The following is a 24,889-nucleotide window of genomic DNA, read 5'->3' as shown; positions in this document are numbered from 1 at the left end:
TCGGTGAGCAGCGCGCGAAGCGCAATGCGAGACGGGGTGGGGTGAAGCCCCAAGCACCGTCGATGAACATTCACCCCACCCCGCCACGTGCTACGCACGTGACGACCCCAGAGCGGGCGAAGTCGCCCGCTTGACCTCTCCAGGGGAGGTAAGGGTCACACCGCGGCAAAGGTCAGCGCGCCCGCAGACTCGAGCGCGAGATCGAAGCTCACTTCGCCATTGTGCTCGCCGGCGAATTCGAGACTGGCGATCTGGAACAGGCCGGTGATGGTGCCGAAATCCGGTACCAGCACCTGACAGTTATTGATCGTGCCGTCGAAGAACGCCTGCCGCACCAGCGCGTCGGAGGCGCCGTCCTTGAACAGCCCGCGGCCGGAGATCGAGGCACGGCGCACGCCGGCGCCGGCCAACAGCTCGCGCCAGCGATCAACGGATTCCGCATGGGTGATATCGACGATCTCCGCATTGAAGGCGATGCGGCGGCTGCGCAGCCCCGCCACCGTGACGAACGTCGTGCCGTTATGGATCTTGATCAGCAGATCCTTGCCCTTCTGTGCGCCCATCGCCTGCTCCCTTTATACAATAGCGTTTTCAAGCGAAGTGGATGCCGGTTCGCGTCAAGAAAACGCGTCAAGCAAAGATCACTGCGGTTCGGTGATGGCGCGAAACCGCACCACGGCGTGATAGGTCCGGCCATCGGCCTCGCGCCGGATATCGGCGATGGCAAAGCGCAGATTGACCAGCCGATGGCCATCAGGCGTCAGCGGCGCATCATCCAGCGCCTGCAGCAGCGCGCCGGTGATGACATGCGCCTCCTTGTGGCCGCCCTGCCGCGACCAGGCATGCAGCGTGAGCTGATGCTCCTGCACCGCGCCGTCATCGGCGGAGACATCGACGATGCGCGCATCGCCGAGCGTGACATAGGGAAACGCGACATTCGCAGGCGGCTCGTCATAGACGCGGTGGCCGCCGAGCGCGAAACCCAGCGCCGTGTCGGCCTTGAGCGCATCAAAGATCGCCGCGCGCAAGGCGACGTGAGCTGTGGGCATGGGATGATCCTTCTGGCTTACCCTCCCCTGGAGGGGGAGGGTCGATGCGAAGCGTCAGCTAGCATCGGGGTGGGGTGAAGCCACAAGCATCGTCGATGAACATTCACCCCACCCCGCCACGTGCTATGCACGTGACGACCCTCCCCCTTCAGGGGAGGGTAAGGGTCAGTCGATGCGCCATTCGGCGTCGATCTCGACGAACCGGCGCTCGTCGATCTCGCGCAGTGCGGTGATGCGATAGATTTTCGCGCCGTCGATGAAGCGATGCCGCAGGGTCAGCGCGAAACCGCTGCGCAGGATGATGCGCAGATGCACCAGCGCGCCGTCGGCATCGGCCTCGACTTCGTGCGTCATGCGCGCCGGCAGCACCGCGGCCCAGACGGTGGCGACCGCGCTGTAGCTGCGCGTAACGCCGCCCTGCCCGTCATCGGCCTCATCGGGCGCCTCGATCACCAGGCGTGTTTTCAACCGTCCGGGATCGATCATAGCGACCGCCCCCGATACGGCGCGATCAGCGCGTGCAAACCTGCAGGCTGCATTGCCGCGCCGGTGCCGATCGCCGCGAGACCGCGATTGTCATACCAGTGCGCCAGCAGCATCTTCAGCGCATGAATGAGATCCGCCGGCACGTCGCTCGCAAGCGCGCCGAAGCCGCAGATCACATCGAGCTCGATGCCGGCGACAGCGCGCCCCGGTGCGGGCAATGCCCAGCACGGCGCGGCGATGACATTGGCAGCGCTATCGACGACGAAACTCTCGACATCCAGCGTATGCGCTGCGCCCGTCGCATCGAACACCCGCGCGGCGAGCAGCGTCTTGAGCGGACCGATGCGCGGTGCGATGCGCCCATTCGCCGGCCATGCATCCAGCACGATGCGCCAGGTCTGCGTCAGCAGCGCGCGGCGTGTCAGCGCTTCCACATGCGCGCGGGCGGCGGCGATCAGCGCGGTGATAACAGTGTCATCGTCGGCGTGCTCGACACGCAGAAATTGTCTGGCCTCGGCAAGCGACAGCGGTTCGCTGGCCGGCGGCACCAGCAGAAGGGCGGACATGGGGATCTCCGGGTGGCTCGTGTGACCAATCAGGGAATTGACATCGTGGGTCCGCGGGGCTGACATCCCCGCCATGATTCAGACAGGTTCCCGCATGCCGCGGCGCTCACGCGCCGTCATTCGTTCTCTCGCCATTGCCAGCATTGCGCTTGCATCGCTCATCTCAATTCCCGCTTCCGCCCTCGTCGGCGGCGCGAGCGTGCGCGATGACGAGATCGGCCGCGCAGTGATCACCATTGTCGGCTCGCGCGGCAATTTCTGTTCCGGCGCGCTGATCGCGCCGACTTTGGTGCTGTCGGCGGCGCATTGCGTGACGCCCGGCGCCAGTTACAAGATCGTGCTCTATGATGCCCAGCGGCAGCCGCAATTGCTCGCGGTGAAGCGCGTCGCCGATCATCCCCAGTTCAATGCGGAAGGCATCAAGGCGCATCGCGCCAGCGCCGATGTGGCGCTGCTGCAGCTCGCAGATCCGCTGCCCGGCAAGACCGCGCTGCCGCTTGGCGTGCCCACCGAGCCCTTCGCCGCCGGACAGAATTATCTCGTGGCCGGCATCGGCGTCGCCGCGCGCGGCGATGGCAAGAGCGGCGGCACCGTGCGCGCGGCGCAGCTCACCTCCACCAGCCATCCCGGCAAGTTGCAGATAAGACTGGTCGATCCCATCACCGACAACACGCGCGACGGTCTCGGCGCCTGCACCGGCGATTCAGGCGGGCCCGTGCTGCAACAGCAGAATGGCCGTAATGTCGTGATCGGCGTGGTGTCGTGGTCCACCGGCGCGAAAAGCAGTGCCGGCTGCGGCGGCCTCACCGGCGTGACGCCGCTGACGCTGTATCGCGACTGGATCCTGCAGATGGCGCGCGCCTGGGGCACGCCGCTCTGATCGCAGGCGCCATTCAGGCAACGCTGTGCAAGCAAGCGCCGCGCAAGGCAGGTGTCGTTAAGATCCGTGAAAGGTTCTCCGCTATGATCCGCGAATCATGGAGACATCCCGCATGCTGCGCCTGCTCATCCCCGCCGTTTCCGTGGCCATTTCAGCCGCTGCCCTGATCGCGGGCGCGCAGGCCGCTGACATGGCCGGCCAGGGCCGCATCGGCCGCCTGTTCGACGAGCCGGTGGTGAAGAGCCGCCGCGTGGTGGTGGTCAAGGACGAAAAGCCGATGGAAGAGCCGATCGTGCAATATGCGCCGGAGGTGGATATTTCCTCCATCGTGCATGGCTATTACGGCAAGCCGAATTCCTATTATTACCGCAACTATTACGGCACCCCGTCCGAGACGATCTTCAGCCGCGCGCCCTATGGCTGCGGCTATTACGGCTATTGCTGAGCGCCGCGGAACAGGCGCGCCGGCCGCGGAGGCTTCAAACTGCGACAGCATTTTCATGCGACAGCATTTCCTGCGACAGCATTGCCTGCGACATTGTGATAGTGGCGTCTCTCATTCTTGTGAACTGCATTTCCGAAACGCCTCCCTAGCTAGAGGGGTGCTTCAGAGCATCACGGGAAGCCGGTTATGGGAAAAGAAGAAAAGACCGAAGCCGAACTTGAGGAAATGATCGCCCAGCGCATTGTTGTCGGCGGCGTCTATGTATCGGTACGCAGGGATGCCCTGCTCGGCTGGCGGCCGATGGTGATCACCGCGCCGAAACACGCCACCTATGCGCAGCAGCTCGCCGACGAAGTGGCCGTGGAACTCCGCAAGAAGTTCGTGCTGAAGGATTGACCCTGTCTGCACCAGGAATTACGGGCGCATGTCACCCCATGCAGCGCAGCAGCAGCCCATGCGCCCGTATCGCCTAGTCCTTCTTTTCGGTCACATTGCTAATCGTCTTGACGCCGTTGCTCTCGGTATAGGTCACCGTGACGCGCTCGCCGGCATGCAGCGATTCCGGAACCGTGCGCAGCCTGAATTTCTCCACCGCGCCTGGTGTATTCGCGCCGACGGTCTCGCCAGCCGGCGCCTGCTTGATAACCACTTCGCTGGTGGTGCGATCGAGAATGGTGACGATCCCCGTGAAGGTCTGGTCAGCAGCCTGGGCCGCCGATCCCGCAAAGAATCCCATCACGGCAATCACGGCCGCACACGCGACGCGTTCGGTCAGTCTCATTGTCGTTCTCCCAAAGCTTGCGTGAATGGAGGTAACGACGGCAGCGGGGAAATGGTTCCGTGCGGACGTAGGCCAGCAACGGCAATTATACCGGCTTAAAAACACCCAGATCTAAGTTTCGGAGCGACATGCCTGCATCCCCTGACTGCGGAAACCATTGCAATTGTACGATCTCCTCAAGTTGAGCTCGCGCTTGGCCAGGTGCAACCGCAAGCGTGAGTTTGGCGGCCTGCAAGCGCACCTGGACGTTTGGATGCTTGAAAAGATCGAGCAGCAGAATGCGCTGATCGCCCTTTCTGCGCTTCAGTTCATTTGAGACATCCATCATGTTGTCGAAGAGACGGTTGAACTTTTCTATTTGACCGCCGAGACTGGCCTCGTCCTGCGCCACCACAATTTCAGCGAACGATTTCACCAGATCAGCCGTGGACATCTCAGTAAGTGCTATCCGCTTCATCGCTGCAAAACCTTGAACAGCTCCAGTGTGTCTAGACCTACTCGCCGACGTTCCTCTAAGCTTTTGTCGCTTAGATATTCGCGAGGCGTAAGGCCGCCAAAGTCGGCATTCTTGGTCATGTACCATCCCGTGATCTGATAGTGCTTCAATCTCGGAATACTGACAACATTCGATCGATCATCAATCTGGCTTCGTGACAGGCGCCATCGCTCTGCGGCTGTCTGCTCAATGATGTGGTGATCATCGTAACCCCGCCTTCCCTTGCCAACGGCATTCTGCAGCTCGCGCATAGTTTTCGGCGGATCGCGAGCGGCTTGGATCAAGTCCTGATAGCTTTCAAGCCACTCGATTTCATTCATCAGACCGATGAAAACATCTGCAATCAGGCCGCTATTTCGGCCGAGAAAACTCGCGATCGAGCGAAGAACCGCGTTGCGCTGCGAACTTTTTGGGGGCTTGTCGTCGGGAATTTGCGGCGGTTCTTCGGTCGGCCCGCCAAGGTCTCCTGCCAGTTGCACATTTTCCCAGGCATCTCCACTGTCATTGTCTCCACCAGCCCCGAGATCTTCGAGCTGATTGACAATGACATACGGCCTCCCGGATCCGGTTCCAGTGCGGTCAGGATCCCGCCCGAACGTGAACTGCCCCCCGCCCTCCCCCTCCGGAATTCGCGGCTGACCTTCATACTTTCGCGCCAGCGCCGGATAGACATCGGCCTTCTCACTTCCCGGTTTGAGAAACCGCGCAGCGTGCGGATTCAAGTAGCGCGCCGCATCAGGCCGCATGAAGCGCTGCAGCTGATGCCGCAGATAAACGTTCTCGCGCAGGTCCATGCGAGTTGTTCCGACCGTTGGTGAGGCCAAACAAAAAGCCGGCCCAAGGGCCGGCTCCGATTAATCAAGATCGAACTGAACGCGCCCCTCAGCTCGCCGCCATCTTCAGCAGCTTGATCGCCTCGATCCTGCACGCCGCCCCCAACCCGTTTGGTCGTGTAGAGCAGCACATAGGGCTTGGCGCTGGTGGGATCGCGCAGCACCCCCCCTCGGCGATCTACGCTTAGATAGCCGCGCTTGAAATCGCCGCAGGCGATCGACAGCGCCCCCGCCGCGACATCCGGCATATCTGCGATACACGCCGCGCACGTCAGATCAGCCTCACACAAGCTCTTTCGGGCAACCATGCGTCACCATCGCTGTCGCGCAGTAGGTCGCTGATCAGAAGGAATGCCCGTCGTGCTACGCCCGCTCGCCTTCGCCTGCATCCTTGCTGTGACGCTGCCGGCGGCAGCCGCCGATCTCTCGGGCACTCCGGGCTATGGCCGTGGTCAGGTGGCGGAGCCGGCACCGCTCGCTGGCCGCGGGCGTTACCTTGCCATCGAATCCCCGCCATTCGACAAGGTCACCACTTATTCGTCCCCGGGCGGAGCTCCAATTCAGGTTCACCGCTATTTCGGCCCGCCGCAGGTTTCCTATTACTACAGCCACTATGGTGTGCCGCCGGAGCTGCTTGTTGGCCGCCAGCAATTTGGCTGTAACTACCGCTATTGCTGAATCAGGCAATGGCGGGCGACGGCACATCGCCCGCCCTCAGCTCACCGCAAACTTCAGCACCTTGATCGCATCGAAGTCCTGCACCCCGCCGCCCACCCGCTTGGTGGTGTAGAACAGCACATAGGGCTTGGCGCTGTAGGGGTCGCGCAGCACGCGGACGCCAACGCGGTCGACGATGAGATAGCCGCGCTGGAAATCGCCAAACGCCAATGCGAGCGCATTTGCCGCGATGTCCGGCATGTCCTCCGCTTCCACAAGCGGGAACGTCATTAGCGTGGCGCGCCCTCCGGCCTGCGCCGGTGGCTGCCAGAGATAGGCTCCGGTGGAGTCCTTGAACTTGCGGATGGTCGCCTGGGTCTTGCGATTCATCACGAAGCTGCCGTTCTGGCGATATCCGGCCTTCAGGCTGTAGATCAGATCGACCAGAATGTCGGACGGGTTGGAGGCCGCGAACGCCCCCGCCGCGCCAGAGGCGAGATAACCTAGATTGCCCCAGCTCCAGGAAGCGTTGGCGACTGTCGAGTAGCTGAGAAAGCCTTTCGGCTTGTTGACGCCGTCACCAGCAACGAACGCCGCGCCTTCCTGCATGGCGAAGACCAGTTCGACTTCGGAGGCGATCCACTGGTCGAGATCCACCGCGCTGTCGTCGAGCAGCGTCGCCGTCGCTGCCGGCATGGCATAAAGCTCCATCGCCGGAAATGACAGCGCGTCGAATGTCGCCGACGTCGTCTGCGTCCGCGCGTCAGTTTCGCCGACCCAACCCGTCGCCGGCCCCGCGGTCATGAACGGCTTCTTGTAGACATTGCCGGAGATCTCGCGCACCGACGCGATGCTGCGGATCGGCGAGATCGCCATCACGCGCTGGTTGATGGCGTGTTCGAGCTCCACCGGCACCAGATAACCACCGTCGGCATTGCTGCCGACCGACATAGCCTTGGTCTCGATCTGGCGCAGGCCATCGACATCGCCGGCACGCACATAGGCATCGAAGGCACTCTTGTGCTCGCGCGCCACGCCATCGCGCGGCTGCCGCCGGCCATCGATCGAGGGCCGCGCCTGGCGCAGCGCGAGATCGTCGAGCCGCCGGTGCTGTGCATCCAGCGCCCGATTGATGCGATCGACCTTCTCCTCCAGCAGCACATCACCGCGCTTGTGCTCGATAACAGCCAGTCGCTCGTCATTGGCGGCCTTGAATTCCTCGAAGGTCTGTCGCAACTCGTCATAGTCGTCGCGCGAGCCAGTCGAGAAGCCGGCTTTGTGTTCGGGGGCAGCATCGGTGATGTCGAAATTCATGGGCAGATCTCCATTGGGGGGGTAATGGGGTGATGGAACAAAGGTCGCGCGAGAGAGCCGCGCCGGCGCGTTGACGCGCGCCGTTGGGGCTGCGAAACTTGCGGCGAGCGACGTCGAATTTGATCTGGAACAGTGAACCCGCGGGCGGGGTCTGGTGTTATCGCCCGGCATGATGACAGGGCACGGAGCCGACGCGATGCAACACGCTCAACCACCGATGACGAAATACGAGCAGTTCCTGCAGCAGGCGCAGGAACAGATGCTCGCCTTCGAGCGGCGCGAAAGCGAATTCCGCAAGAAAGAGCGTGCGGAGCGCGCGGCGCAATTACACCTGCCGATTTCGCGCGACGAGCTGCACTAGGTCCTCACACGGTTTTCAGATTTCCGGCGAAACGCGACACCGGCGCTCACGGCGCCGAGCGCCTGGTTGATGCGATCGACCTTCTCCTCCAGCAGCACGTCGCCGCGCTCGATCCGCGCGATGCGCTCGTCATTGGCGGACTTGAATTCCTCGAACGTGTTGCGCAGTTCGTCGTAGTCCTCGCGCGGCAGCGCAAAGGCCGCCTTGTGCTCGGGCGCAGCGTCGGTGATGTCGTAGGTCATGGTGGTCTCCGTGGGGGTTCGTGAACGTTGGAGGAAATCGGGCACGCGAACGCACCGCGCGCGGCGTTGATTGGCGATGATCGAGGTCACTTGTCTCGGACGCGGCGGAACTGTGCGGAATGGCACAGACCCGCCTCCCCCGCTCTGCCTAGGCTGCTGCAAGCGGGGATTCGCCCCGCCGGGGGAACGACATGCGCAACATCACCATGACTGGAATGCTCGCCGGCCTGGTCGCGGCCGGAGCCGCGCAAGCGGCCGATGTAACCGTCAAGGCGCCGCGGCTGCCGCCGGCCGAGACCTCGTGGGTGCCGCACTCCGGCTTCTTCGTCGGCATCGGCGGCAGCGCCAATACGCTCGATTTCGGCACCCAGAATGTCTATGCGGTGGGGACGTCGAACGTCTTCACCAACGGCGTGCTGACCTCCTCGGGATCGGCCGCCGGCCCGGCGACGCTGTATCCGGACGACCGTGCGCAGATCGCCTTCTCGGCGCAGGGCGGCTACTTCTCCCGTTTCTCCGGCAGCGACTGGCTGTGGGGCGCCAAGTTCGGCTACAGCTATCTCGGCACCAGTTCCAACATCCGCGCGGCGCTGCTGCCGCAGGTGGGATCGTTCACGCCGACCGGCACGAGCACGGTGGTGCCGTTCACCGGCAACGCGCTGGTGCAGTCCTACCAGATCCATATCGATCACCAGATGACGTTCGTGCCCTTCATCGGCCATGCGTTCGACCGCGGCTTCGTCTATCTCGGCGCCGGCCCGACGCTGACCCGGGTCCGCACCGACCTCAACGGCCTGATCGGCTTCGCCGACCTCAACGGCAACCGCACCGACGTCTCCGGCGCGCCGATCAACCTGACCAGCAAGAGCTGGGTGCTCGGCGGCGCCGCCATGGTCGGCGCCACCTACTTCCTCGATCCGACCTGGTTCGTGGATGTGAACTACATGTTCGCCATGACCGAAAACAACACCGCGAACTATGCGAGCCCGTTCACCAATCCGAACGGCACCGGCGGCACCACCAACCAGGGCACCATGGTCGGCACCGCCGCCGCGCGGACCCAGACCCAGGCGATCACGGCGACGATCAACAAACTGTTCTGAGCGCGCATCGCGGCGCGGCGCGTTGTCCTCAGCGCCCGGCGAACCGGGCGTGGGCGGCGACGCCGTGCAGCGCGCGTTTGCGATCGGCGCGGGCGCGCAGCGAACAGGCCTGGACAGGTCCGCCCGCTTTGCGCCCACGCCGGATGACCAGCGCCGGTGCATCCGCGGCGCCGCTCAAATCGGTGCGATATGAGTCGATGACGTGTTGGCCGGTGAGCTGGGTCCAGTCGCGCTCGGCCTGATCGCGCAGGCGCGAGCACGGCGCGTCCTTCACGGCACTCACCCGCGCGCCGTTCAGCAGCGGGAATGTGACGATGGACACTTCCCAGAGATCGACCTGATAGAGTTTGCGCACCCGCGTCTTCGGCTCGATCTGGCCACGCTGGGTACGATAGCCGATCGAGAGGCCATCCACCGCGCCGGCCTGCAGCAGCGCCAGCAATTCGCGCGCGCGTTTGACATCGGGGATCAGCCGGCCCCGCGCCCATAGTCCGCGCAGGTCTTCCTTCATCTCGAGCCAGACACCCACGGGCTCGGAGGGATCGTGCTGGAACAGCATCGGGATCTTGCGGAGGCCCCGCTGCTTCAGCGTCTGCGTGAAGGCGCCAGGCATCACCATGTCGCGCGCCTGGTCGATCTCGCCGAACAGCGAGGCATAGCCCTCGATCACGCCGTCGGGCGTGAGTGCAAGGCGCGCGGGGGGTGGCTGGGGGGATGGCCAGGGAGATGGCAACGGGGCATGCATCGGCGGCCTCGCAACATGCGGGGAAATGGGACGGCAACGATCACGAACAGCAGTGTCCCCTCTCCCCCGCGCGTGGCGCAGCCACGCGAAGGCGGGAGAGGGTCAGGGAGAGGGGGCGCGACATACGACGTCGCTTGTTGCGCCCTCTCCCGCCTTCGCTACGCTCAGGCACCCTCTCCCGCGGCGCACGGCTTCGCCGTGCTGGGGGAGAGGGGAAGAAAAAAAGCGAACTACACTTTCGCGCGCCGCGGCGGCTTCCGTCGCGCTGCCGGCTTCACCCGCGACTTCACAGCCAGGGCCTTGCGCTGCAACTGATCGAGATGGGCGAGAAATTCTTTGAAAACGCTGAGATGATCCTTGCCCGCTTTCGTCTCCGGGCGGATCGAACGCATCACGTCGTGCAGACTGTCCATGGAAGATCCCTTTCAGATGTCATCGGTGTCGTCGCGCATGCGGTGGCGGCGATGCGCACGGCGGTTGAAGCGCGCGAGCTGCCGCACGAATTCGTCGAAGCGGCGCGAGGCGCCGGCGAGTTCACGCAGCGCGAACAGAGCCGCGGCGCTGGCCACGCTCGCCCACAGAAACAAAGCGAGATGCGCGAGGTCGCCGCGCTCGGTGAAAATGCGGATCAGGTCATCCATGGCGATTGTACTTCCATCTTGCGCGCCCCCGCTGCCGCGTTCGCGCGTGCCGTCGAACCTTTCGGCTGACGCCGCCGACCAAGCAGCAACGCCGTCCCGGCTCCCTCGCCATCCGAGCACGACACATGCACCCGAACGCACGATCAGGCCTGTCCTTGCGCCTATCCTTGCGCCTGCCGTTTTGCAGCACGCTGATGGCAATGGCGCTGGCCGCCAGCGCCGCCGCAACGCCGACTTATGCCACTGCTGCCACACTGGCCGGCCCTGGCGGCGATTATGCCATTTGCCTGAAAGGCCGCGGCACGAAGGCGATGGCCGCCTGCGACCGCGCCATCGGGCTCGACTATTACCGCGGCGGCGATCTGGCGGCGCTGCATCGCAGCCGCTCGCTCTTGCATGAGACCTATAGCGAAACGGATGCAGCCATCGCCGACGCCGACACCGCCATCCGGCTCGAGCCGGACGACGCATCGGGCTACGCCATGCGTGGCCACCTCTGGCAGGTCATGAAAGTGTATGACCGGGCCATCGCCGATTTCAGCGCCGCCATTCGGCTGCGGCCCGACGATGCAGACTTCTACAAGGACCGCGGCAGCATCTGGTTCGACACCGCCAAGACCGACCAGGCCATCGCGGATTTCGATGCCGCGATCCGCCTCGCGCCGGACGATGCCTCCGCCCATGAGAGCCGCGCCCGGGCCTGGAAAGACAAGCACGATCTCGACCGCGCCATCGCCGATTACAGCGAAGCGATCCGTCTCGATCCCACCAATGCCGTGACAGTCTATTGGCGCGGCCGCACCTTTGACGACAAGGGCGACAGGGACCGCGCCATCGCCGATTTCGAGACAGCGATACGGATCAGCCCGGACTATCCCAGCGCCTATAACAGCCGCGGCGTCATCCACTACATGCGGAACGATCTCGACCGCGCCATCGCCGATTTCGGCATGGCCATCAAGCTCAACCCCGAGTCCGAGCTCTATCTGTTCAACCGCGGCGCGGCCCTGATCGACAAGCACGAGCCGCTGCGCGCCATCGCCGATTTCGATGCCGTGCTGACGCACACGCCCGACAACGCCAAGGCGCTGTATTACCGCGGCGTGCAGAAACGCGTGACCGGCGATGCCGAAGGCGCACTCAACGATATCGCCGAGGCGACCCGCATCGATCCCGACTGGGTCGCGGCACAAACCACGCACTAGACGCCTTTGCGGGGGGCCGTTGCACGCAGCGCGATACGGGCCGATATCCGTCAGCGATCGCGGTGGACGTCCCAGTAATTGGTGACGCCCTCTTCGTGGTTCCTGCCGCTGGGCGGCGCCCGCGGCGTGTGCAGGAAGGCGCGATATAGAACGGCGAGGATTCCGATCAGCAGCAGCAGCGGCAAGATCCAATCCGGCATCGGTATGTCCCTTCGTGTGTTACTAGGCCGCAAACAGCGGTTCCATCGGCTGGCCGTCGAGATCGCGCAGATCGTAAGCGGCGCCGAGCGTCACCAGCGCATGATGCAGCAGGCCGAACGGATCGGCGGGAATCCCGAGGCCGAGCTGTTGCTGCAGCAGCGGGCGATTGGTTTCGATGGCCGGATCGTTATCGATGGCGTCCGCGTCCAGGTCCGCGCCCTCGTCATCCAGCATTGCGCGCATCGCGGCCAGATCACCGTCGCAGCCCGATGCGATCTGTTCCCACCAGGGATGTTCGACAACGAGTTCGAGGAATTCCTGCAGGCTGGCGGCGACGATGCCGGCCTGCCCTTCGCTCGTCAGGTGCAATACATGCTTGATATCGCCGACCAGCGCGAAGACCCCGCCCGATCCGTTCTGCCCGACGACCTCGAACGGCTGCAGCGCGGTGACATCGATCCAGACCGGACCGTGGGATTGATTGTCCGTGACCGTGAATTCGAACGGCCACAACATGTCGCGCAGCGCCTGGCTGGCGCCGAGCATCGCCGGTGTCACAGTCATGGCGATCACTCCGTCCGCGTCGCCGCCGCGCGGCGCAGGCGCCAGAACCACACCAGCAGCAACCCACCAGCACCGATGCCGACAAGACCACCGATCACCAGTGCCTGCACGCGCTCAGTGCCGGATGACGACAGTGCCACGACCGCGCCGGCCACGAGGCAGGTCGCTCCTACGGCGTCCCCGACCCATGGCCATCGCGCTGTCACCCAGCCCCAGACGAGCTCGGCAAAAAATTCGACGACGGTTTCGATGATCGAGGACATGCCAGCGTGCCGGTTCAGTTGCGTTGCCGGTTAGGCGTCGCGGCGCGGTCTTTGGTTCAAGAGGTCATATCAGCCTCAAGGCGCCGGCGGCGCGGTGATCTCGATCAGCTCTACCGGCCCGCCCGGCAGCGCGTTATCGAACACGCCGATCACCAGCCGGCCTGTCTTCCAGGCATAGGTGTCGAGATTGCTGCGGCCCTGTTTCAGCAGCGGCCCATCGGCATGGCGGTCATGGCCATGCACCACATGGCGCGCGCCCTCGCCTGCGTCATGGCCGGACGCGTCATCATCCGCATAGCGCTTGGTCATCAGCAATACCGGGTCCTGCTGCGTCAGCGGCAGCGCGGGATCGACGCCGGCATGGACATAAATGCGATGCGCATCCATGTGCCACAGCGGCCGGCCATCGAGCCAGTCGATGTCATGCACCGGCACATCGGCGACGTCGCCGCCATAGGAGGCGAGCGCGGTATCGCCGCCTTTCGTCATCCAGTTTGCCATCGCCACATCGCCGCGCAGCGCCGCCACCATCAGCGCATCGTGATTGCCCTTGAGCATCGCCAGCCGCAGGCCAGGTGCCACCCCTGCCCGCAGCCGCGCAATGACGCGGCGCGAGTCCGGCCCCTTGTCGACATAGTCGCCGAGCACAATAAGCGTGGCGTTTTCACCGGCCCGATGCGTCTCGATCTCAGCCAGCGCCCGATCCAGCAGATCGCGCCGGCCGTGCAGATCGGGGATGACGTAAGTGATGGGCATGCAAGGTTCTCAGCGGCTCACCGACATCAGAATTTGGTCATTTCGACCGGACCGCGACATTGGGCACACCGCGCGTCAGCGAGCCAGCGCCGCACGCAAGACACCCTTATCCATGACCGTGTCGCAAGCCAGGTTCTGCGGACCCTTGCCCTCATAATCATAAACGCCGGCAGTCACGACCACGACCATAGCAAGTTTCGGAATGATATTGAGGCATTGCCCGCCCCAGCCGCTGCCGCTGATCCATGCGATGCTGCGGCCGTCGATGGACGAATGGTTGAGCCACCACAGATAGGCATAGGAGAATTTCGGCCTGACGATCCGGGGTGCCGTCATCTCATCGATCCAGTCGGCAGAAACGATCTGCCGGCCGCGCCAGGTCCCCTTATCCAATATCAATTGCCCGATCTTCGCGAGATCGCGCGGCCGCAGGCGCAGTCCCCACGATGCACCTGGATCTCCACTGGCCATTTGTCCCCATTCCCAGTCGTCGATACCGAGCGGTTCGAACAGCACGTCCCTGGCAAAGGCGTCGAGCCGACGACCGGCGGCTTTTTGCACGACGCCACCGACCAACTCTGCGACGCCATTGTTGTAGCGCCACTTCTTGCCCGGCTCAGCCAGCATTGGCTGCTCCAGTACCAGCCTGTAGGGATCGGCTGCTGCGTCGACTTTGCGAGCCATGCTGAGATACGGCCTCGTCGGCCAGTCAAGACCCGCTTTCATCGTCAACAGATCGTGCAGGGTAATCCGGTCCCGGTCGGGACTCTGCAGATCGGCATATTCCGGAAAAAAGGAGAGGAGCGTCGCGTCGACGCTCTTAATCATCGCGCGATCCTGCGCAATGCCCACCAGGATCGAAACCACACTCTTTGTTATCGATTGAACGTCGTGCTTCGTGCCCATCTCGTGGGATGTATTTTCCAACGGCTCTCCCCAGTGCCGCTGCGGCCAGCGCTGGTCCGGTCCACTAAAATACGTCTCGTAGACAATCACACCGTTGCGCACGACGACGACACCATGTGGATCGGCGTCTTTGAGTTTTTCAAGTTCTGCGCCGATGGAGCAAATCACAGCCGGATCGAGTTGCTGCGCTTGCGGCTCGGAGACGGACCAGCCGTCTTTAATCGCCATCGGCGCGCCGCAACCGACGGGATCGGCTTCGACAATTGCAGGCAAAAGAGCAACAACGAGTGCCAACACGGAGGCGCGGAACATCTGGTAAACCCTTGCGGCGATGCAACGCTACAATAGCAGGCATCCGGTCGGCTTTGCACCATTTATGGTTTGATCCGGCGACCCTGCCAGCCGCAAGCGGGCGATGTCTGTCCGCCGCTAGCCCAACCGATCCCCGCCCTCCACCGGCGCATAGCCCACCGCTTCGCGTTTCTCGTTCAGCGTCAGGAAGTCCGCGCTGCTGACGCGCTCCCACAGCGCGGTACGATCGGCGGCGAGCGCATCCACGCGGTCGGTGTCGATGTCGATGCGGATGCCGTCGCCGAACGCAGGCGCCAGCCATTGCGCCAGCGCGTTGCCGGTGCGCGCCGCCAGCGGCAGCACAGTCTGGCGAAAGAACACGCGGTTGGCTTCCTGGAAATTCGCGAATGTGTTGTCGCCGGGGATCCCCAGCAGCATCGGCGGCACGCCGAAGGCGAGCGCGATTTCGCGCGCGGCATTGTGCTTGGCCTCGAGGAAATCCATGTCCTTCGGCGTCAGCGACATCGCCTTCCAGTCGAGCCCGCCTTCCAGCAGCAGCGGCCGCCCGGCATTGGCGGCGCCCTGATAATTGCCCTCGAGTTCGCGCTTGAGGCGATCGAATTGCGGCTCGGACAGCACCGATCCCTCCGGTCCCGCATAGACCAGCGCCCCCGACGGCCGCGCCGCATTGTCGAGCAGCGCCTTGTTCCATTTCGACGAGGCGTTGTGGGTGTCGAGCGCGGTCGCGGCCGCGTCGATCGGCGCCAGACCATAGTGATCGTCGAGCGGATGAAAGAAGGTCAGATGCAGGATCGGCGGCACGCCGGACGCCTGCTGATCGAAGCGTACGCTGCGGCCGCCGACGCTGTAGTCATAGGCCTCGGCCCAGCCGTCGCTGCCAGGCACGACTTTCATGCGATCCGGCCGCAGCGCGTAGAGTTCGCGGACCTCGTGCTGCCGCACCTCGTGCTGCCGCACCTGCGTGTCGAGCGTGACGGCTTCGACATAGGCATTGCCGGCGAGCAGCAGATGCGCATAGAGCGTCTCGAAGAACACCCCGCCATCCTGCCGCGGATTCGGCCGCATCAGCAGCTGCGCCAGTGGATGCGCCTCGCGTTCCTGCGCGCCGTCGAAGACGAGAAAGCTGCAGGCCGCCGCATTCTCGGCGATCAGCCGGACGGCGCGGTGCACGATGGCATTCGACAGATAGCCCTCACGGGCGAGCGCCGCAAAATCCTTCGGCGTCCATCGCGCCCGCCCGCCGCTCTCGAATGCGAGCACGCGCGCGGTGCGCGACGCCTTCACTTCCGGCGCGGCCAGATAGGCTTTCAAGCGATCGAACATGATATGATCCAATTCAACTGTGCACGGGACACGAGGTCACAACACCCTGATCCTTGGCCCATCCCCGCGCGGCACCAGCGCCAGCGAGGCAACCGCCCAGACCATGGCGTCGAGACGATCCGGCGAGTGCCCCGACGACAGGCCCGAACTTGCGAAGTCGCACATCTCGTCTTCCAGCGCGGCAAAACTGCCGGCATGTTTCACGCGGCCCTGCTCGTACAGGGTCGCCACCGGCTCGGCGCGCAGCCATTTGCCGCGCAAGGCGCGCACCGGCGTCACCGGCACGGTGTGGTCCACCTCGTTGATCACACTGCGCACCATCTCGCCGCCCTGGTTGACTTCCACCACCAGCGCGTCGGCCTCCAGCTTGCGCCACAGCGCGATGGCCTTGTTGGCCCAGGCTGTCGGCGTCACTGACGATACGGTGTCATCGGCCAGCACATAGACGATGCCGCCCTCGGCGATCCCCGCGGCAACGATGCCGCAGCAGTCTGCTCGCTTGCCGGACGACACCGGCGGGTCAACCGCCACGACGATGCGCTGCAACGGCGGTGCCTCGCGCACGCGGCACTGTTCGAGCAGCCCCCGCGACCACAATGCATCAGGCCGATCCTCGATGATCTCGCCGTCCAGTTCCTGCCGTCCCAACCGCGTGCCAGCATAGCGATCCATCACGCTCTGCAGAAACGTCGGCGCGAGGTTGAACGCATTCACTACGGTTGCGGCGCGCGTCGTCACCGTCGTCGGATCGCCCATCAGGCGTTTCAGCAGCGCCGTCGGCCGCGGCGTCGTGGTGATCATCTGCCGCGGCCGGTGGCCCAGCCGCAGCCCGAATTGCAGCATGTCGAACGTGGCTTCGGCATAGCGCCACTTCGCCATCTCGTCGGACCATGCGCAGGAGAATTGCGGGCCGCGCAGGCTCTCGGGGTCCTCCGCGGAAAACACCTGAGCGACCGCGCCGTTGCTCCATTCCAGCCGCTTGCGCGACGGCATCCAGACCGGGCGCTCGTGATCCGGATGCACACTGAGCAGCCCGGACACTCCCTCGATCATCACTTCACGCACGTCGTGTTCAGTTTCGCCAACAAGCGCAATGCGACGGGCTTTTTCGTGCGCTAGTGGCGCCTGACCGAGCGCCTGCGCACGCACCCATTCGGCACCGGCGCGTGTCTTGCCTGCGCCTCGTCCGCCAATCATGAGCCATGTCAGCCACGGCGCACCATTCGGCGCGATGTCAGGCGGCACCTGATGCGCATGCGCGAAGACATTCCAGCACTCACTCAGGAAGCCTCTCTCGCCCCGCGTCATTCCCGTCGACAGGAATTGGCGGTCGCCCGCCAGGCCGTCTTGCAAGACGTTCAGCAATGCGTCGACGGAGTTCGTCGAGGTCTCGGGGGCGGTCGTCATCTTCGGCGGGCCTCTGTTCGTTGCCGCCCTGCACTTTCTTCAGTTCGGTCAATGTGCGCGCCAGGGAAGCCAGCGTGCGGGCGCGGCGCTCGGCCTCTGTGCGCAACGCTTCATTCAAGCGCCGGCGGCCAACGATCTTCTGGATCGAATCGAGTTCGCGTTCGATGGCATGGGTAACGCGATCGGTCAGCGGCGCGTCAGGCGGCAAATCATTGAACCGATCGACGGCCGTTCGCCGTCTTGCACGCGGAGCGCTGGACCGCTTCTTGGTAACAGCTTTCATTGCGGCCGGTCGCTTCTTGATTTGAGTTGGAGGTATATCAACTTCAGCAGCGGATGCTGGTTTCGGCCTCCCCGGTCCGGCGAAGATTGTCGTTGCCGCAATCGTCCTCTTCCGGGCCGCCACGCTGGCCCGGATTTTTTCAGCGGCTGCTGCCATGGTGGCCGGGTCAACGGCGCTCCATGTTTTCTGTGAATTCTTTACTTTCGAGTTCTTGGAGCTCTTCTTCGCCGCCTTGGTTTCCGCGCGGCCTTCACAACGACAGAAGCCCGCGCCGGCTTTCTCGCCGGGCGGGCTATTGGCTTTCTGACCATGTTGGGAACTCGTTGCTGCTGTCAGTCGATCGTGCCGGACTGACTGAAATTGATCGGCGGATCGCCGAAACCGATCACGTCCTGAAGAACACAAACCAGACCACGCCGAGGATCAGCACAGCGAGGCCGAGGCTGATCGCCAAAAGCGCGAGGATCGACGGGCCCGGTTCGGCCTGGCGTGCCTCCGTCGCGGATTCGACGATCTGCTCTTTTTGCTTGGTTGCCGAATTCCTGATTATCATGGCACCCTCGTTTGGCTTGCTGTTGGATGCCGATGAGATTCCTTGCGGCACCGTATGGAAAGCAACGCGGGATTTGGATCGATGTTCCGGGCATTCACCGCCACACCGGGCTGAACAGCGACGGCGCAGATTCGCCAATCAGCAGCGGCGTTTCCTGCGAACCCAATTGTGGAGCATGCCGTAAACCTACTTCGACAGCGCGACGCTGTCAAGGCTAAAAATCCTATAATTTGAATTTAGTCCTTAAATTGGAATTTTGTCCACGCGATCGACGCGCTGGCTATCGCAGCGGCTGCGACCACGCCGCTCCTGGCGCACCGGTGATCTTGCCAGGATAATCGATATTGACCACGCAATTGCCGCGCAGCTCGGCCGCGGCCTGCAGGCACTGCTGATAGTCGAAGAACCGGCAGATCTGCGGCACACTGCCGGGCCCGCGGGGGCCGCCGGTCAACACGCAGAACGGCGGAATGCCGGAACGGGCCGCGACCGATGGCCGCGCCTGCGCAGGATCCAGAGCCGGCAATGAGGCCGATGCGATTGCAATCGCAGCCACAGCCCATACGAGCCCGCGAATTCTCATTGTCATCGATGCGTCCTTCACGAGCGGGCGATCACTCACCGCGCGCGCCGACGACGTTGTGGCGCCGGTTCCGTGGCAGCTCCGCCGCGATACTCGACATTGCCCACGCAGTTGCCTCGCGTACCGACGGCAGCATTGATGCATTGCTGGTAGTCAGAAAAGATGCAGTTGCTCACATAGGAGGATTCGCCGTTGGCGCCACTCTGGGCGATGCAGAATTGCGCACCAGCCGCCGAGGCCGGCGTCGCTCCCGCGAGAACGAATGCCGCAAATCCCAAACCGGCCAATGCCGAAAGTTTCAAACGCGAATTCAATGTCATGATGGTCATCCATATGAAAATGCGCAGGCTCGAGGCCCGCGCACGATCATATAGGGTGCAGCCCCCCAATCGATAGGACATTCACGACATTGCGTTTCGACAAGACAGCCATGTCTTTTGTCGATTGCAATGGCGGCGCCCGGCACCGGCCGGTCTTCGCTGCCCTATTTCAGCGAGGTATTCACGGCGGCGTAGCGCCCGTTCAGCGTGGTACCAAGGCCCTGCACAGCCACGATGATCGCGAGGCTGATGCCGGCAGCGATCAGCGCATATTCGATGGCCGTCGCACCGGACTCATCGTCCATAAATTTCGAAATCAAACGCAGCACGGAAATCTCCTCATACGGCCGCGGATTTCTTCCACGCCGTCCCCTGAAAACTGAACTCAACCTAAGCGGCAGAGGTTGCAGGAAGGTTCACCAACAGGCTCAATTATGAATTAATCATGCGGTAACTACGTGTGCGCTCGCCCGGAGCAGCGGGACTTGGGAGTATCGTGGGGCCGGGTATCGTCTGCATTTCAGCTTGCGCTTAACCAGAAGTGTCGAGGCTTGTCCCAATGGCATCTGAACCTGTCGCAGGCAGCCAATCCGTTGCGGCGTTTATTCCCGAATTCGAACATCTTGTCGTAGATGTCATGAAGGAGTGGAAGGTCCCGGGCCTCGCCGTCGCTATCGTGCAAGACTTGGAGGTTGCGTTCGTCGGGACCTATGGCCTTCGCGATATCGAAGCCGGCCTGAACGTCACGACGGACACGCAGTTTCAAATCATGTCGGTCTCGAAGTCGTTCGCCGCTACGGGCCTGGCCCTCTTGGTCGACGAGCGGCGCATGGATTGGAAGAAGCCGGTGCGGGAATACATCCCGGAATTCCGGCTCTATGACACCGTTGCGAGCGACCGCGTCACGGTGCGCGACCTGCTATGCCACCATTCCGGATTGCCACGTCACGATTGGATCTGGCTGCCCGGCGATCTCTCACCCGCCCAAATGCTGGCAGCGCTGCCCTATCTCGAACCGAGCGCCGACATTCGCAGCGCCTTTCAGTATTCGAACCTCGGCTACCTCATTGCGAGCATGGTGGCCGAGCGCGTCAGCGGCCGGAATTGGGCCGACTTCACCCGCTCGCTGACCGACAAGCTGGACATGAAAGTGACGTTCACTGTGGAGGAGCTTGCCGCAGCTACCGACGCGGCCGTGCCCTACGGGATGATGGGAGACATTTGTCAGCGCACGAAACTCTGGCCCATCAGCGTGCCGGCTGCGGGCGGCATGAGCACGTCGATTGCAAGCTTCGCGAACTGGCTTCGCTTTCATCTCGGCCAGGGCGCGTTTGAAGGACAACGTCTTCTGTCATCCAGCCTGATACAGGAGCTCCAGAAGCCGCAGGTGCATGTCGGGGCAGCCGGATTCGCCGAGTACAGCGATGTGCATTACGGTTTCGGCTTCCGCACGCACTGGTATCGCGGAGAACACGTGGTGTGGCACGGAGGCGGCTTCACCGGCACGAATGCGCTGATGATGATGTTGCCCGATCGCGGCGTCGGTGTCGCGGTGCTCGCCAACAATGGCATGACTCCGATACTCGCTCCGCACATCCTCGCGAACTATGTCTTCGACCGCGTCTGCGGCAAGGAACCGGTACCCTGCTTCGATCGCTTCCGCGAGCAACGCCGCAAATTCGTGACGCAATACGAGGCCTGGCTGCAGGCTGGGAAAGCCGCACCGACGCCGGCCACCCAGCCGCACCGTAACCTCGCGGATTATGCCGGTGACTACGAGCATCCGGGTTACGGCCGGATGACGATCACGCATGCCCAAGGCAAATTGCATTGGGCGTTTCGCGGCATGTCGGAGCCGCTCACGCATCGAAACTCGGACACGTTCGAGCTGCCAGAGACACCTGCGTCGCCCGGCGGCCTGATGCCGAGCCGGCTTTCCCTCTCATTTTCCACCGGCGAAGACGGGAATATTGCGAGCGTGGCAGTCCCGCTCGAGCCGCTGGTCAAGGACATTGCCTTCACACGCAGCGCAAAGGGACATGTCTGAAGTCGGCTGACGGCTTCGCCTATTCCGAAACCAGTGACGGCTTCGCCTTTGCCGGCCCTGCCAGCGGGCGTAACTATCATCTCGGCCGCTGATCTACCAAAGCCAACCGTGCAATGATTGCTCCCCTTTCAAAGATTGCTCCGGGAGCGATAACGGCGTTCGCACCGAACTTGCAGTCGTCCCCGATAAGTGCGCCAAATTTGTCCACGCCGGTGTCGATGATCTCCCCTGCATGCAAAATCAGAATCTTTGGATCGGCAAACTCATTTCGAAAGTTGGCGACTATAGAGCCGGCCTCAAGATTCACTCTCGCCCCAACGACGCTGTCTCCGACAAAATTGAAATGCGCCAACTTCGATCCGGAAAACAAAAAAGAGGATTTTAGTTCGCAGCCCGGACCGATGATACAATTCTCTTCTAGCCAACACCCGCCACGGATCAGTGAGCCGGCGGCTATGAAACACCCCGGTCCGATAATCGCTGGCGCCTTAATTAGCGCGCCAGCTTCCACCGTCGCTGTGGGATGAACCGCGACGTCCCCCGAAATGCGAAAATCTTCGCTAATCCCACTCAAAAGACGTCGAACTGCCAAGAGAGAGTTTGTTGTAAGCGCCCAAGGCGTCTTTTCAGTCAGCGCGGCGAGTGGCGAGTCAGAAAATGCGGTTATATGTTCGGTGAGAAATGGCATTCGCCCTCATATCTTGCGCTTACAGAAGGTCCTGAATTGTGCATCGGAACCTAAACGAAGCCAAGGTTCCATTCGGGTCATTCACTGCAGGGACAACCCAGCGCAAGTCTGGCCATGTTCGCTGTGCCGCCGAAGGCAGACAAAGCATTGGGGGCAGCTATTGCGGCTTGATGGTATTGCCGTTGACGTGATTCAGCAGCTCGCCACGACGGTGCTGCTGCTCCAATTTTTCTGTCCAGGAAGCGTAGCCCGGATGAGCGCAGCGACATCCGGGGATAGCTCCCGCATATCGCTGCGCTCATGCGGGCTACTGGCTACTTGCGCCTGCGAAACGCCTATTCGGAAACCAGACTTGGCTTCGCCTTTGCCGGCCCGGCCAGCGGGCGTTCTTCCATCAGCAGCAGGAACAGTGTCGACAGCGCCAGCAGGGCTGCCGCGGCTTCGAACACGTAACGGAAGGCGCTGACCATATCGCTGGCCGCAATCGGATGCGTGCTGGCGGCATGCTCGCCTGAGATCGAGATGTCCGTGCCGAGCGCCATCAGGAGAATGGTGGTGAAGGCGGCGACGGTGAAGGACGCCATCAGCGCGCGAAAGAAGTTCATGGCGCCGGTCGCGGTCCCGATCTGCGGGCGTGGCACGGCGTTCTGGATCGACACCAGGCTGACCGGAAATGCCGTGCCGAGCCCGATGGAGAACAGGCCGAGCATCGTGAGCAGCGCCCAGAGTGGCAGCGGCGTCGCGAGCGCCAGCGCCAGACCCATCAGCGCCGACATGGCGGTGCCGGCGATGGCGACGCGCTTGTAGTGCCTGGCCTTGGTCATCATGTGGCCGGCAAAGGCAGCGCCGCCGACTGACACCGCCGCGATCGGGATCAGCGCAACGCCGGCTTGACCTGCGGTCAGGCCGTAGACCACTTCGTAATAGAGCGGCATGTGTACGGTGAGCCCGAGCATCGCACCCATCGCGCAGCCGCCGGCGGCCATCGCGAAAGGCACCACCGAGCCCGACATCAGCGGCAGCGGCAGGAACGGCTCATCGTGATGGATCGCATGCCAGATGAAGGCGAAACCCATCACCGCTGCTGCGCCGATCATCGCGACGATGGTCGGCGACGCCCAGGAGAATTTGGTGCCGCCCCATGTCAGCACCAGCATGAAGACGACGGCGGACGCCATCAGCAGCACGCCGCCCAGCCAGTCGACCTTGCGGCGGCGATGAAACACAGGAAGCTTCTTCATCTTCGGCAACAGCAGCGCCAGCGATCCCACACCGAGCGGAATGTTGATCCAGAAGATCATGGACCAGTGCAGATGTTCGGCGAACAACCCGCCGATGATCGGGCCGCCGATGCCCGCGGCCACCCACACGCCGCTGAAGTAAGCCTGATACTGGCCGCGCTCACGCGGCGACACCACGTCGGAAATCACCACCTGCACGATGGGCAGGATGCCGCCGCCGCCGAGGCCCTGCAGGGCACGTGCGATGATCAGCACGATCATGTTCGGCGCCAATGCGCACATGATCGAGCCAACCATGAACAGCGACATCGCGGTGATGATCATGGCGCGGCGACCATAGATATCGCTGAGCGTGCCGAACACCGGCGCCACCGCGGTCGATGCGAGCAGATAGGCGGTGATGACCCAGGACAGGTTGTTCACATCGGCGAATTGCCGGCCGATGGTCGGCAGCGCGGTGGCGACGATGGTCTGGTCGAGCGCTGCCAGGAACATGGTCAGCAGCAGGCTCATCAGGATGGTGCGGACTTCGGCAGGGGTGAGCGGCGCCTTCACGGCAGCAGGCGCGTCGCCGGGCTCGATTACTTCCGTGGGAATCCGCGACAGTTCCTGCGCGATTTCGTCCGACAGGAGCTCATCCGACGAGATTTCCTCGGGCAATACCTGATCATCGGCCGCTGACCGGCTCTGTCGCTCGAACTTGTTCATGAAACTTCGGATTCAAAGGACTTGGGAGGTAACCGGAGAGCCAGATCGGCGCGAACTCCCGCGCACAGACTCTCCTTAAAAGAAATCTATTCCCCTACCCCGTGCAGCAACAGTTGTTTCCTTGCATGGGAGCGTCCCGCGGCGATCATCTGACCGTCATATGCGCGTGATCGAACACCGCGCGCCGCAGATTCTACGCCGGCCGCTTCTTCAGCTTCGCCTTGCGCGGCAGCAGCGCCGGCCAGGTCACGATGTGATCCTGCAGCTCGTCGTCGGAGATCGTGTCCTCGCTGCCCTCGACCCGCCCGCGGACCGATACGCCGGCTTCATGGACGGTGTCGGCGCTGCCCGAGATCAGCGGGTGCCACCAGTAGAGATCGCGCCCCTCGGCCGCGAGCTTGTAGCCGCAACTCGGCGGCAGCCAGCTCAGCGTGCGGACATTGTCGGGGGTCAGCCGCACGCAATCGGGAACATGGTCGGAGCGGTTCGGATAATCCTTGCAGGCGCAAAGGCCGGCATCGAGCAATCGGCAGGACACATGGGTGTAATAGATCTTGCCGGTATCCTCGTCTTCCAGCTTTTCCAGACAGCAGCGTCCGCAGCCGTCGCACAGGCTTTCCCACTCCGCGCCGGACATCTCTTCCAACGTCTTGGTTTTCCAGAACATTCCCTCCTGTGCGGAAGGACGCGGGGGACGCGCGGTCATGCGATTTGAATCGATCCAGGTTGCGGCGAAACGCCCTTCTAGGAGTTGCGGTGCAGGCTCTGCAAGCAACATCGTGTCGGCCGGCTCGCAAACAAGGGCAAAACCGGCAAGCTGTTAGCCCTGTCGTGCAAATGATAAGCAATGCCATTGGTTTATCCGCCCTGCTCGGCTAGAACTTGAACGACTCTCCGGCGGCCGCAAACCTGCCGCCGGGTTGCCGCATT

At 63.2% G+C, this 24,889-nt stretch carries 35 protein-coding genes and 1 pseudogene; 8 read left to right on the top strand and 28 right to left on the bottom strand.

The window, feature by feature from the left end:
- Nucleotides 1–155: 155 nt before the first annotated feature.
- The 4 genes from CHC01_RS24855 to CHC01_RS24840 form a co-directional block, all read right to left on the bottom strand.
- Complete coding sequence (locus CHC01_RS24855) at nt 156–563, bottom strand: phage major tail protein, TP901-1 family (protein WP_089267052.1); 408 nt, start codon at nt 561–563, stop codon at nt 156–158.
- 78 nt (nt 564–641) lie between these two features.
- Nucleotides 642–1,049, bottom strand: coding sequence for a DUF3168 domain-containing protein (locus CHC01_RS24850; protein WP_089267051.1), 408 nt, complete (start codon nt 1,047–1,049; stop codon nt 642–644).
- A 165-nt stretch (nt 1,050–1,214) separates the two neighbouring features.
- Complete coding sequence (locus CHC01_RS24845; RefSeq protein WP_089267050.1) at nt 1,215–1,535, bottom strand: head-tail adaptor protein; 321 nt, start codon at nt 1,533–1,535, stop codon at nt 1,215–1,217.
- Nucleotides 1,532–2,101, bottom strand: coding sequence for a head-tail connector protein (locus CHC01_RS24840; RefSeq protein ID WP_089267049.1), 570 nt, complete (start codon nt 2,099–2,101; stop codon nt 1,532–1,534). The genes CHC01_RS24845 and CHC01_RS24840 overlap by 4 nt, the downstream gene beginning before the upstream one ends.
- Nucleotides 2,102–2,195: 94 nt before the next feature.
- Between CHC01_RS24840 and CHC01_RS24835 the strand changes: the two genes are divergently transcribed.
- The 3 genes from CHC01_RS24835 to CHC01_RS24825 all read left to right on the top strand — a co-directional run bounded on the left by CHC01_RS24835 (nt 2,196) and on the right by CHC01_RS24825 (nt 3,822).
- Entirely contained in the window at nt 2,196–2,981 is a 786-nt protein-coding gene (locus CHC01_RS24835; protein ID WP_089267300.1) for a S1 family peptidase, read from the top strand.
- A 112-nt stretch (nt 2,982–3,093) separates the two neighbouring features.
- Nucleotides 3,094–3,426, top strand: a complete 333-nt coding sequence (locus CHC01_RS24830; protein ID WP_089267299.1) for a hypothetical protein — start codon at nt 3,094–3,096, stop codon at nt 3,424–3,426.
- Nucleotides 3,427–3,612: 186 nt separating this feature from the next.
- Nucleotides 3,613–3,822 carry a hypothetical protein gene (locus CHC01_RS24825; protein WP_089267048.1) on the top strand — a complete coding sequence of 70 codons (210 nt, stop codon included), beginning with the start codon at nt 3,613–3,615 and terminating at the stop codon, nt 3,820–3,822.
- A 73-nt stretch (nt 3,823–3,895) separates the two neighbouring features.
- On the opposite strand, the gene CHC01_RS24820 is transcribed toward CHC01_RS24825, so the two are convergent.
- From CHC01_RS24820 to CHC01_RS24805, 4 genes and pseudogenes are all read right to left on the bottom strand, one after another.
- Nucleotides 3,896–4,207: a hypothetical protein gene (locus CHC01_RS24820; RefSeq protein ID WP_089267047.1), complete on the bottom strand. Its 312-nt coding sequence runs from the start codon at nt 4,205–4,207 to the stop codon at nt 3,896–3,898.
- Between the two features lie 85 nt (nt 4,208–4,292).
- Nucleotides 4,293–4,640, bottom strand: a complete 348-nt coding sequence (locus CHC01_RS24815; RefSeq protein ID WP_320443757.1) for a DUF2019 domain-containing protein — start codon at nt 4,638–4,640, stop codon at nt 4,293–4,295.
- 20 nt (nt 4,641–4,660) lie between these two features.
- Complete coding sequence (locus CHC01_RS24810; RefSeq protein WP_089267045.1) at nt 4,661–5,497, bottom strand: hypothetical protein; 837 nt, start codon at nt 5,495–5,497, stop codon at nt 4,661–4,663.
- 88 nt (nt 5,498–5,585) lie between these two features.
- Nucleotides 5,586–5,787 (bottom strand): annotated as a pseudogene (locus CHC01_RS24805) (phage major capsid protein); the annotation flags it as partial.
- Nucleotides 5,788–5,896: 109 nt separating this feature from the next.
- Between CHC01_RS24805 and CHC01_RS24800 the strand changes: the two are divergent.
- Nucleotides 5,897–6,214, top strand: a complete 318-nt coding sequence (locus tag CHC01_RS24800; protein ID WP_141137163.1) for a hypothetical protein — start codon at nt 5,897–5,899, stop codon at nt 6,212–6,214.
- Between the two features lie 36 nt (nt 6,215–6,250).
- Here the strand turns inward: CHC01_RS24800 and CHC01_RS24795 are convergent, their stop codons facing one another.
- The gene (locus CHC01_RS24795; RefSeq protein ID WP_089267043.1) at nt 6,251–7,507 is read right to left on the bottom strand and encodes a phage major capsid protein; all 1,257 of its coding nucleotides are present in this window, start codon (nt 7,505–7,507) and stop codon (nt 6,251–6,253) included.
- Nucleotides 7,508–7,724: 217 nt separating this feature from the next.
- On the opposite strand from CHC01_RS24795, the gene CHC01_RS24790 reads away from it, so the two are divergent.
- Nucleotides 7,725–7,868, top strand: coding sequence for a hypothetical protein (locus tag CHC01_RS24790; RefSeq protein WP_176454698.1), 144 nt, complete (start codon nt 7,725–7,727; stop codon nt 7,866–7,868).
- Here CHC01_RS24790 and CHC01_RS32035 read toward each other — a convergent pair.
- Nucleotides 7,865–8,110: a protease-associated domain-containing protein gene (locus tag CHC01_RS32035; RefSeq protein ID WP_502695682.1), complete on the bottom strand. Its 246-nt coding sequence runs from the start codon at nt 8,108–8,110 to the stop codon at nt 7,865–7,867. The genes CHC01_RS24790 and CHC01_RS32035 overlap by 4 nt on opposite strands.
- 191 nt (nt 8,111–8,301) lie before the next feature.
- Here CHC01_RS32035 and CHC01_RS24780 point away from each other — a divergent pair, with 191 nt between their 5' ends.
- A complete protein-coding gene (locus CHC01_RS24780; RefSeq protein WP_089267040.1) occupies nt 8,302–9,213 on the top strand; it encodes an outer membrane protein in 912 nt (303 codons plus the stop codon).
- 28 nt (nt 9,214–9,241) lie between these two features.
- Here CHC01_RS24780 and CHC01_RS24775 read toward each other — a convergent pair whose 3' ends face one another.
- From CHC01_RS24775 to CHC01_RS24765, 3 genes are all read right to left on the bottom strand, one after another.
- Nucleotides 9,242–9,958: an HK97 family phage prohead protease gene (locus tag CHC01_RS24775; protein WP_089267039.1), complete on the bottom strand. Its 717-nt coding sequence runs from the start codon at nt 9,956–9,958 to the stop codon at nt 9,242–9,244.
- Nucleotides 9,959–10,188: 230 nt separating this feature from the next.
- A complete protein-coding gene (locus CHC01_RS24770; protein ID WP_089267038.1) occupies nt 10,189–10,371 on the bottom strand; it encodes a hypothetical protein in 183 nt (60 codons plus the stop codon).
- 12 nt (nt 10,372–10,383) lie between these two features.
- Entirely contained in the window at nt 10,384–10,599 is a 216-nt protein-coding gene (locus tag CHC01_RS24765) for a hypothetical protein (RefSeq protein WP_089267037.1), read from the bottom strand.
- Nucleotides 10,600–10,793: 194 nt separating this feature from the next.
- Here CHC01_RS24765 and CHC01_RS24760 point away from each other — a divergent pair, with 194 nt between their 5' ends.
- The gene (locus CHC01_RS24760; RefSeq protein WP_176454704.1) at nt 10,794–11,804 is read left to right on the top strand and encodes a tetratricopeptide repeat protein; all 1,011 of its coding nucleotides are present in this window, start codon (nt 10,794–10,796) and stop codon (nt 11,802–11,804) included.
- Nucleotides 11,805–11,854: 50 nt separating this feature from the next.
- Here the strand turns inward: CHC01_RS24760 and CHC01_RS32745 are convergent, their stop codons facing one another.
- The 12 genes from CHC01_RS32745 to CHC01_RS24710 all read right to left on the bottom strand — a co-directional run bounded on the left by CHC01_RS32745 (nt 11,855) and on the right by CHC01_RS24710 (nt 19,604).
- Entirely contained in the window at nt 11,855–12,004 is a 150-nt protein-coding gene (locus CHC01_RS32745) for a hypothetical protein (RefSeq protein WP_170849706.1), read from the bottom strand.
- A 22-nt stretch (nt 12,005–12,026) separates the two neighbouring features.
- Entirely contained in the window at nt 12,027–12,569 is a 543-nt protein-coding gene (locus CHC01_RS24755) for a hypothetical protein (protein ID WP_141137162.1), read from the bottom strand.
- Nucleotides 12,570–12,574: 5 nt separating this feature from the next.
- The gene (locus CHC01_RS24750; RefSeq protein ID WP_089267034.1) at nt 12,575–12,832 is read right to left on the bottom strand and encodes a hypothetical protein; all 258 of its coding nucleotides are present in this window, start codon (nt 12,830–12,832) and stop codon (nt 12,575–12,577) included.
- Between the two features lie 75 nt (nt 12,833–12,907).
- The gene (locus CHC01_RS24745; RefSeq protein ID WP_089267033.1) at nt 12,908–13,588 is read right to left on the bottom strand and encodes a metallophosphoesterase; all 681 of its coding nucleotides are present in this window, start codon (nt 13,586–13,588) and stop codon (nt 12,908–12,910) included.
- Nucleotides 13,589–13,663: 75 nt separating this feature from the next.
- A complete protein-coding gene (locus CHC01_RS24740) occupies nt 13,664–14,806 on the bottom strand; it encodes a serine hydrolase domain-containing protein (protein WP_089267032.1) in 1,143 nt (380 codons plus the stop codon).
- Nucleotides 14,807–14,923: 117 nt separating this feature from the next.
- On the bottom strand, nt 14,924–16,129 hold the full coding sequence (locus CHC01_RS24735) for a phage portal protein (RefSeq protein ID WP_089267298.1): 1,206 nt from the start codon (nt 16,127–16,129) through the stop codon (nt 14,924–14,926).
- 36 nt (nt 16,130–16,165) lie between these two features.
- A complete protein-coding gene (locus CHC01_RS24730; RefSeq protein ID WP_089267297.1) occupies nt 16,166–17,437 on the bottom strand; it encodes a DNA-packaging protein in 1,272 nt (423 codons plus the stop codon).
- The gene (locus tag CHC01_RS32030; RefSeq protein ID WP_141137161.1) at nt 17,406–17,975 is read right to left on the bottom strand and encodes a hypothetical protein; all 570 of its coding nucleotides are present in this window, start codon (nt 17,973–17,975) and stop codon (nt 17,406–17,408) included. Before CHC01_RS32030 ends, CHC01_RS24730 begins: the two co-directional genes overlap by 32 nt.
- 229 nt (nt 17,976–18,204) lie before the next feature.
- Nucleotides 18,205–18,372: a hypothetical protein gene (locus CHC01_RS32740; RefSeq protein ID WP_176454703.1), complete on the bottom strand. Its 168-nt coding sequence runs from the start codon at nt 18,370–18,372 to the stop codon at nt 18,205–18,207.
- A gap of 280 nt (nt 18,373–18,652) precedes the next feature.
- Entirely contained in the window at nt 18,653–18,961 is a 309-nt protein-coding gene (locus CHC01_RS24720; protein ID WP_141137160.1) for a DUF3551 domain-containing protein, read from the bottom strand.
- A gap of 29 nt (nt 18,962–18,990) precedes the next feature.
- Nucleotides 18,991–19,275: a DUF3551 domain-containing protein gene (locus CHC01_RS24715; RefSeq protein ID WP_176454702.1), complete on the bottom strand. Its 285-nt coding sequence runs from the start codon at nt 19,273–19,275 to the stop codon at nt 18,991–18,993.
- Between the two features lie 164 nt (nt 19,276–19,439).
- Complete coding sequence (locus CHC01_RS24710) at nt 19,440–19,604, bottom strand: Flp family type IVb pilin (protein WP_089267028.1); 165 nt, start codon at nt 19,602–19,604, stop codon at nt 19,440–19,442.
- Between the two features lie 230 nt (nt 19,605–19,834).
- Between CHC01_RS24710 and CHC01_RS24705 the strand changes: the two genes are divergently transcribed.
- Complete coding sequence (locus CHC01_RS24705) at nt 19,835–21,322, top strand: serine hydrolase (protein ID WP_089267027.1); 1,488 nt, start codon at nt 19,835–19,837, stop codon at nt 21,320–21,322.
- A 76-nt stretch (nt 21,323–21,398) separates the two neighbouring features.
- Here the strand turns inward: CHC01_RS24705 and CHC01_RS24700 are convergent, their stop codons facing one another.
- The 3 genes from CHC01_RS24700 to CHC01_RS24690 all read right to left on the bottom strand — a co-directional run bounded on the left by CHC01_RS24700 (nt 21,399) and on the right by CHC01_RS24690 (nt 24,665).
- Nucleotides 21,399–22,010 carry an LbetaH domain-containing protein gene (locus tag CHC01_RS24700; RefSeq protein WP_089267026.1) on the bottom strand — a complete coding sequence of 204 codons (612 nt, stop codon included), beginning with the start codon at nt 22,008–22,010 and terminating at the stop codon, nt 21,399–21,401.
- A gap of 335 nt (nt 22,011–22,345) precedes the next feature.
- Nucleotides 22,346–23,959, bottom strand: a complete 1,614-nt coding sequence (locus CHC01_RS24695) for an MDR family MFS transporter (RefSeq protein ID WP_089267025.1) — start codon at nt 23,957–23,959, stop codon at nt 22,346–22,348.
- Between the two features lie 193 nt (nt 23,960–24,152).
- The gene (locus tag CHC01_RS24690; protein WP_068730717.1) at nt 24,153–24,665 is read right to left on the bottom strand and encodes a YcgN family cysteine cluster protein; all 513 of its coding nucleotides are present in this window, start codon (nt 24,663–24,665) and stop codon (nt 24,153–24,155) included.
- Between the last annotated feature and the right edge of the window lie 224 nt (nt 24,666–24,889).

Origin of the sequence: Tardiphaga sp. OK246, from assembly GCF_900188215.1 — a bacterium.
Taxonomy (GTDB): Bacteria; Pseudomonadota; Alphaproteobacteria; order Rhizobiales; family Xanthobacteraceae; genus Tardiphaga; species Tardiphaga robiniae.
Note: the sequence above shows the minus strand (reverse complement) of the source record. Positions and strands in the feature narration are given on the sequence as shown.

What these genes read in the sequence shown, in the direction of transcription:
- CHC01_RS24715 (WP_176454702.1), bottom strand. Translation starts at nt 19,275, where the DNA reads ATGACATTGAATTCGCGTTTGAAACTTTCGGCATTGGCCGGTTTGGGA.
- CHC01_RS24695 (WP_089267025.1), bottom strand. Translation starts at nt 23,959, where the DNA reads ATGAACAAGTTCGAGCGACAGAGCCGGTCAGCGGCCGATGATCAGGTA.
- CHC01_RS24705 (WP_089267027.1), top strand. Translation starts at nt 19,835, where the DNA reads ATGGCATCTGAACCTGTCGCAGGCAGCCAATCCGTTGCGGCGTTTATT.
- CHC01_RS24845 (WP_089267050.1), bottom strand. Translation starts at nt 1,535, where the DNA reads ATGATCGATCCCGGACGGTTGAAAACACGCCTGGTGATCGAGGCGCCC.
- CHC01_RS24750 (WP_089267034.1), bottom strand. Translation starts at nt 12,832, where the DNA reads ATGTCCTCGATCATCGAAACCGTCGTCGAATTTTTTGCCGAGCTCGTC.
- CHC01_RS24730 (WP_089267297.1), bottom strand. Translation starts at nt 17,437, where the DNA reads ATGACGCGGGGCGAGAGAGGCTTCCTGAGTGAGTGCTGGAATGTCTTC.
- CHC01_RS24745 (WP_089267033.1), bottom strand. Translation starts at nt 13,588, where the DNA reads ATGCCCATCACTTACGTCATCCCCGATCTGCACGGCCGGCGCGATCTG.
- CHC01_RS24775 (WP_089267039.1), bottom strand. Translation starts at nt 9,958, where the DNA reads ATGCATGCCCCGTTGCCATCTCCCTGGCCATCCCCCCAGCCACCCCCC.
- CHC01_RS24690 (WP_068730717.1), bottom strand. Translation starts at nt 24,665, where the DNA reads ATGACCGCGCGTCCCCCGCGTCCTTCCGCACAGGAGGGAATGTTCTGG.
- CHC01_RS24830 (WP_089267299.1), top strand. Translation starts at nt 3,094, where the DNA reads ATGCTGCGCCTGCTCATCCCCGCCGTTTCCGTGGCCATTTCAGCCGCT.
- CHC01_RS32030 (WP_141137161.1), bottom strand. Translation starts at nt 17,975, where the DNA reads ATGGCAGCAGCCGCTGAAAAAATCCGGGCCAGCGTGGCGGCCCGGAAG.
- CHC01_RS24755 (WP_141137162.1), bottom strand. Translation starts at nt 12,569, where the DNA reads ATGACTGTGACACCGGCGATGCTCGGCGCCAGCCAGGCGCTGCGCGAC.
- CHC01_RS32035 (WP_502695682.1), bottom strand. Translation starts at nt 8,110, where the DNA reads ATGACCTACGACATCACCGACGCTGCGCCCGAGCACAAGGCGGCCTTT.
- CHC01_RS24850 (WP_089267051.1), bottom strand. Translation starts at nt 1,049, where the DNA reads ATGCCCACAGCTCACGTCGCCTTGCGCGCGGCGATCTTTGATGCGCTC.
- CHC01_RS24780 (WP_089267040.1), top strand. Translation starts at nt 8,302, where the DNA reads ATGCGCAACATCACCATGACTGGAATGCTCGCCGGCCTGGTCGCGGCC.
- CHC01_RS24855 (WP_089267052.1), bottom strand. Translation starts at nt 563, where the DNA reads ATGGGCGCACAGAAGGGCAAGGATCTGCTGATCAAGATCCATAACGGC.
- CHC01_RS24820 (WP_089267047.1), bottom strand. Translation starts at nt 4,207, where the DNA reads ATGAGACTGACCGAACGCGTCGCGTGTGCGGCCGTGATTGCCGTGATG.
- CHC01_RS24720 (WP_141137160.1), bottom strand. Translation starts at nt 18,961, where the DNA reads ATGACAATGAGAATTCGCGGGCTCGTATGGGCTGTGGCTGCGATTGCA.
- CHC01_RS24790 (WP_176454698.1), top strand. Translation starts at nt 7,725, where the DNA reads ATGACGAAATACGAGCAGTTCCTGCAGCAGGCGCAGGAACAGATGCTC.
- CHC01_RS24760 (WP_176454704.1), top strand. Translation starts at nt 10,794, where the DNA reads ATGGCAATGGCGCTGGCCGCCAGCGCCGCCGCAACGCCGACTTATGCC.
- CHC01_RS24810 (WP_089267045.1), bottom strand. Translation starts at nt 5,497, where the DNA reads ATGGACCTGCGCGAGAACGTTTATCTGCGGCATCAGCTGCAGCGCTTC.
- CHC01_RS24840 (WP_089267049.1), bottom strand. Translation starts at nt 2,101, where the DNA reads ATGTCCGCCCTTCTGCTGGTGCCGCCGGCCAGCGAACCGCTGTCGCTT.
- CHC01_RS24825 (WP_089267048.1), top strand. Translation starts at nt 3,613, where the DNA reads ATGGGAAAAGAAGAAAAGACCGAAGCCGAACTTGAGGAAATGATCGCC.
- CHC01_RS24765 (WP_089267037.1), bottom strand. Translation starts at nt 10,599, where the DNA reads ATGGATGACCTGATCCGCATTTTCACCGAGCGCGGCGACCTCGCGCAT.
- CHC01_RS24795 (WP_089267043.1), bottom strand. Translation starts at nt 7,507, where the DNA reads ATGAATTTCGACATCACCGATGCTGCCCCCGAACACAAAGCCGGCTTC.
- CHC01_RS24835 (WP_089267300.1), top strand. Translation starts at nt 2,196, where the DNA reads ATGCCGCGGCGCTCACGCGCCGTCATTCGTTCTCTCGCCATTGCCAGC.
- CHC01_RS32740 (WP_176454703.1), bottom strand. Translation starts at nt 18,372, where the DNA reads ATGATAATCAGGAATTCGGCAACCAAGCAAAAAGAGCAGATCGTCGAA.
- CHC01_RS24700 (WP_089267026.1), bottom strand. Translation starts at nt 22,010, where the DNA reads ATGCCATTTCTCACCGAACATATAACCGCATTTTCTGACTCGCCACTC.
- CHC01_RS24735 (WP_089267298.1), bottom strand. Translation starts at nt 16,129, where the DNA reads ATGTTCGATCGCTTGAAAGCCTATCTGGCCGCGCCGGAAGTGAAGGCG.
- CHC01_RS24815 (WP_320443757.1), bottom strand. Translation starts at nt 4,640, where the DNA reads ATGTCCACGGCTGATCTGGTGAAATCGTTCGCTGAAATTGTGGTGGCG.
- CHC01_RS24740 (WP_089267032.1), bottom strand. Translation starts at nt 14,806, where the DNA reads ATGTTCCGCGCCTCCGTGTTGGCACTCGTTGTTGCTCTTTTGCCTGCA.
- CHC01_RS32745 (WP_170849706.1), bottom strand. Translation starts at nt 12,004, where the DNA reads ATGCCGGATTGGATCTTGCCGCTGCTGCTGCTGATCGGAATCCTCGCC.
- CHC01_RS24770 (WP_089267038.1), bottom strand. Translation starts at nt 10,371, where the DNA reads ATGGACAGTCTGCACGACGTGATGCGTTCGATCCGCCCGGAGACGAAA.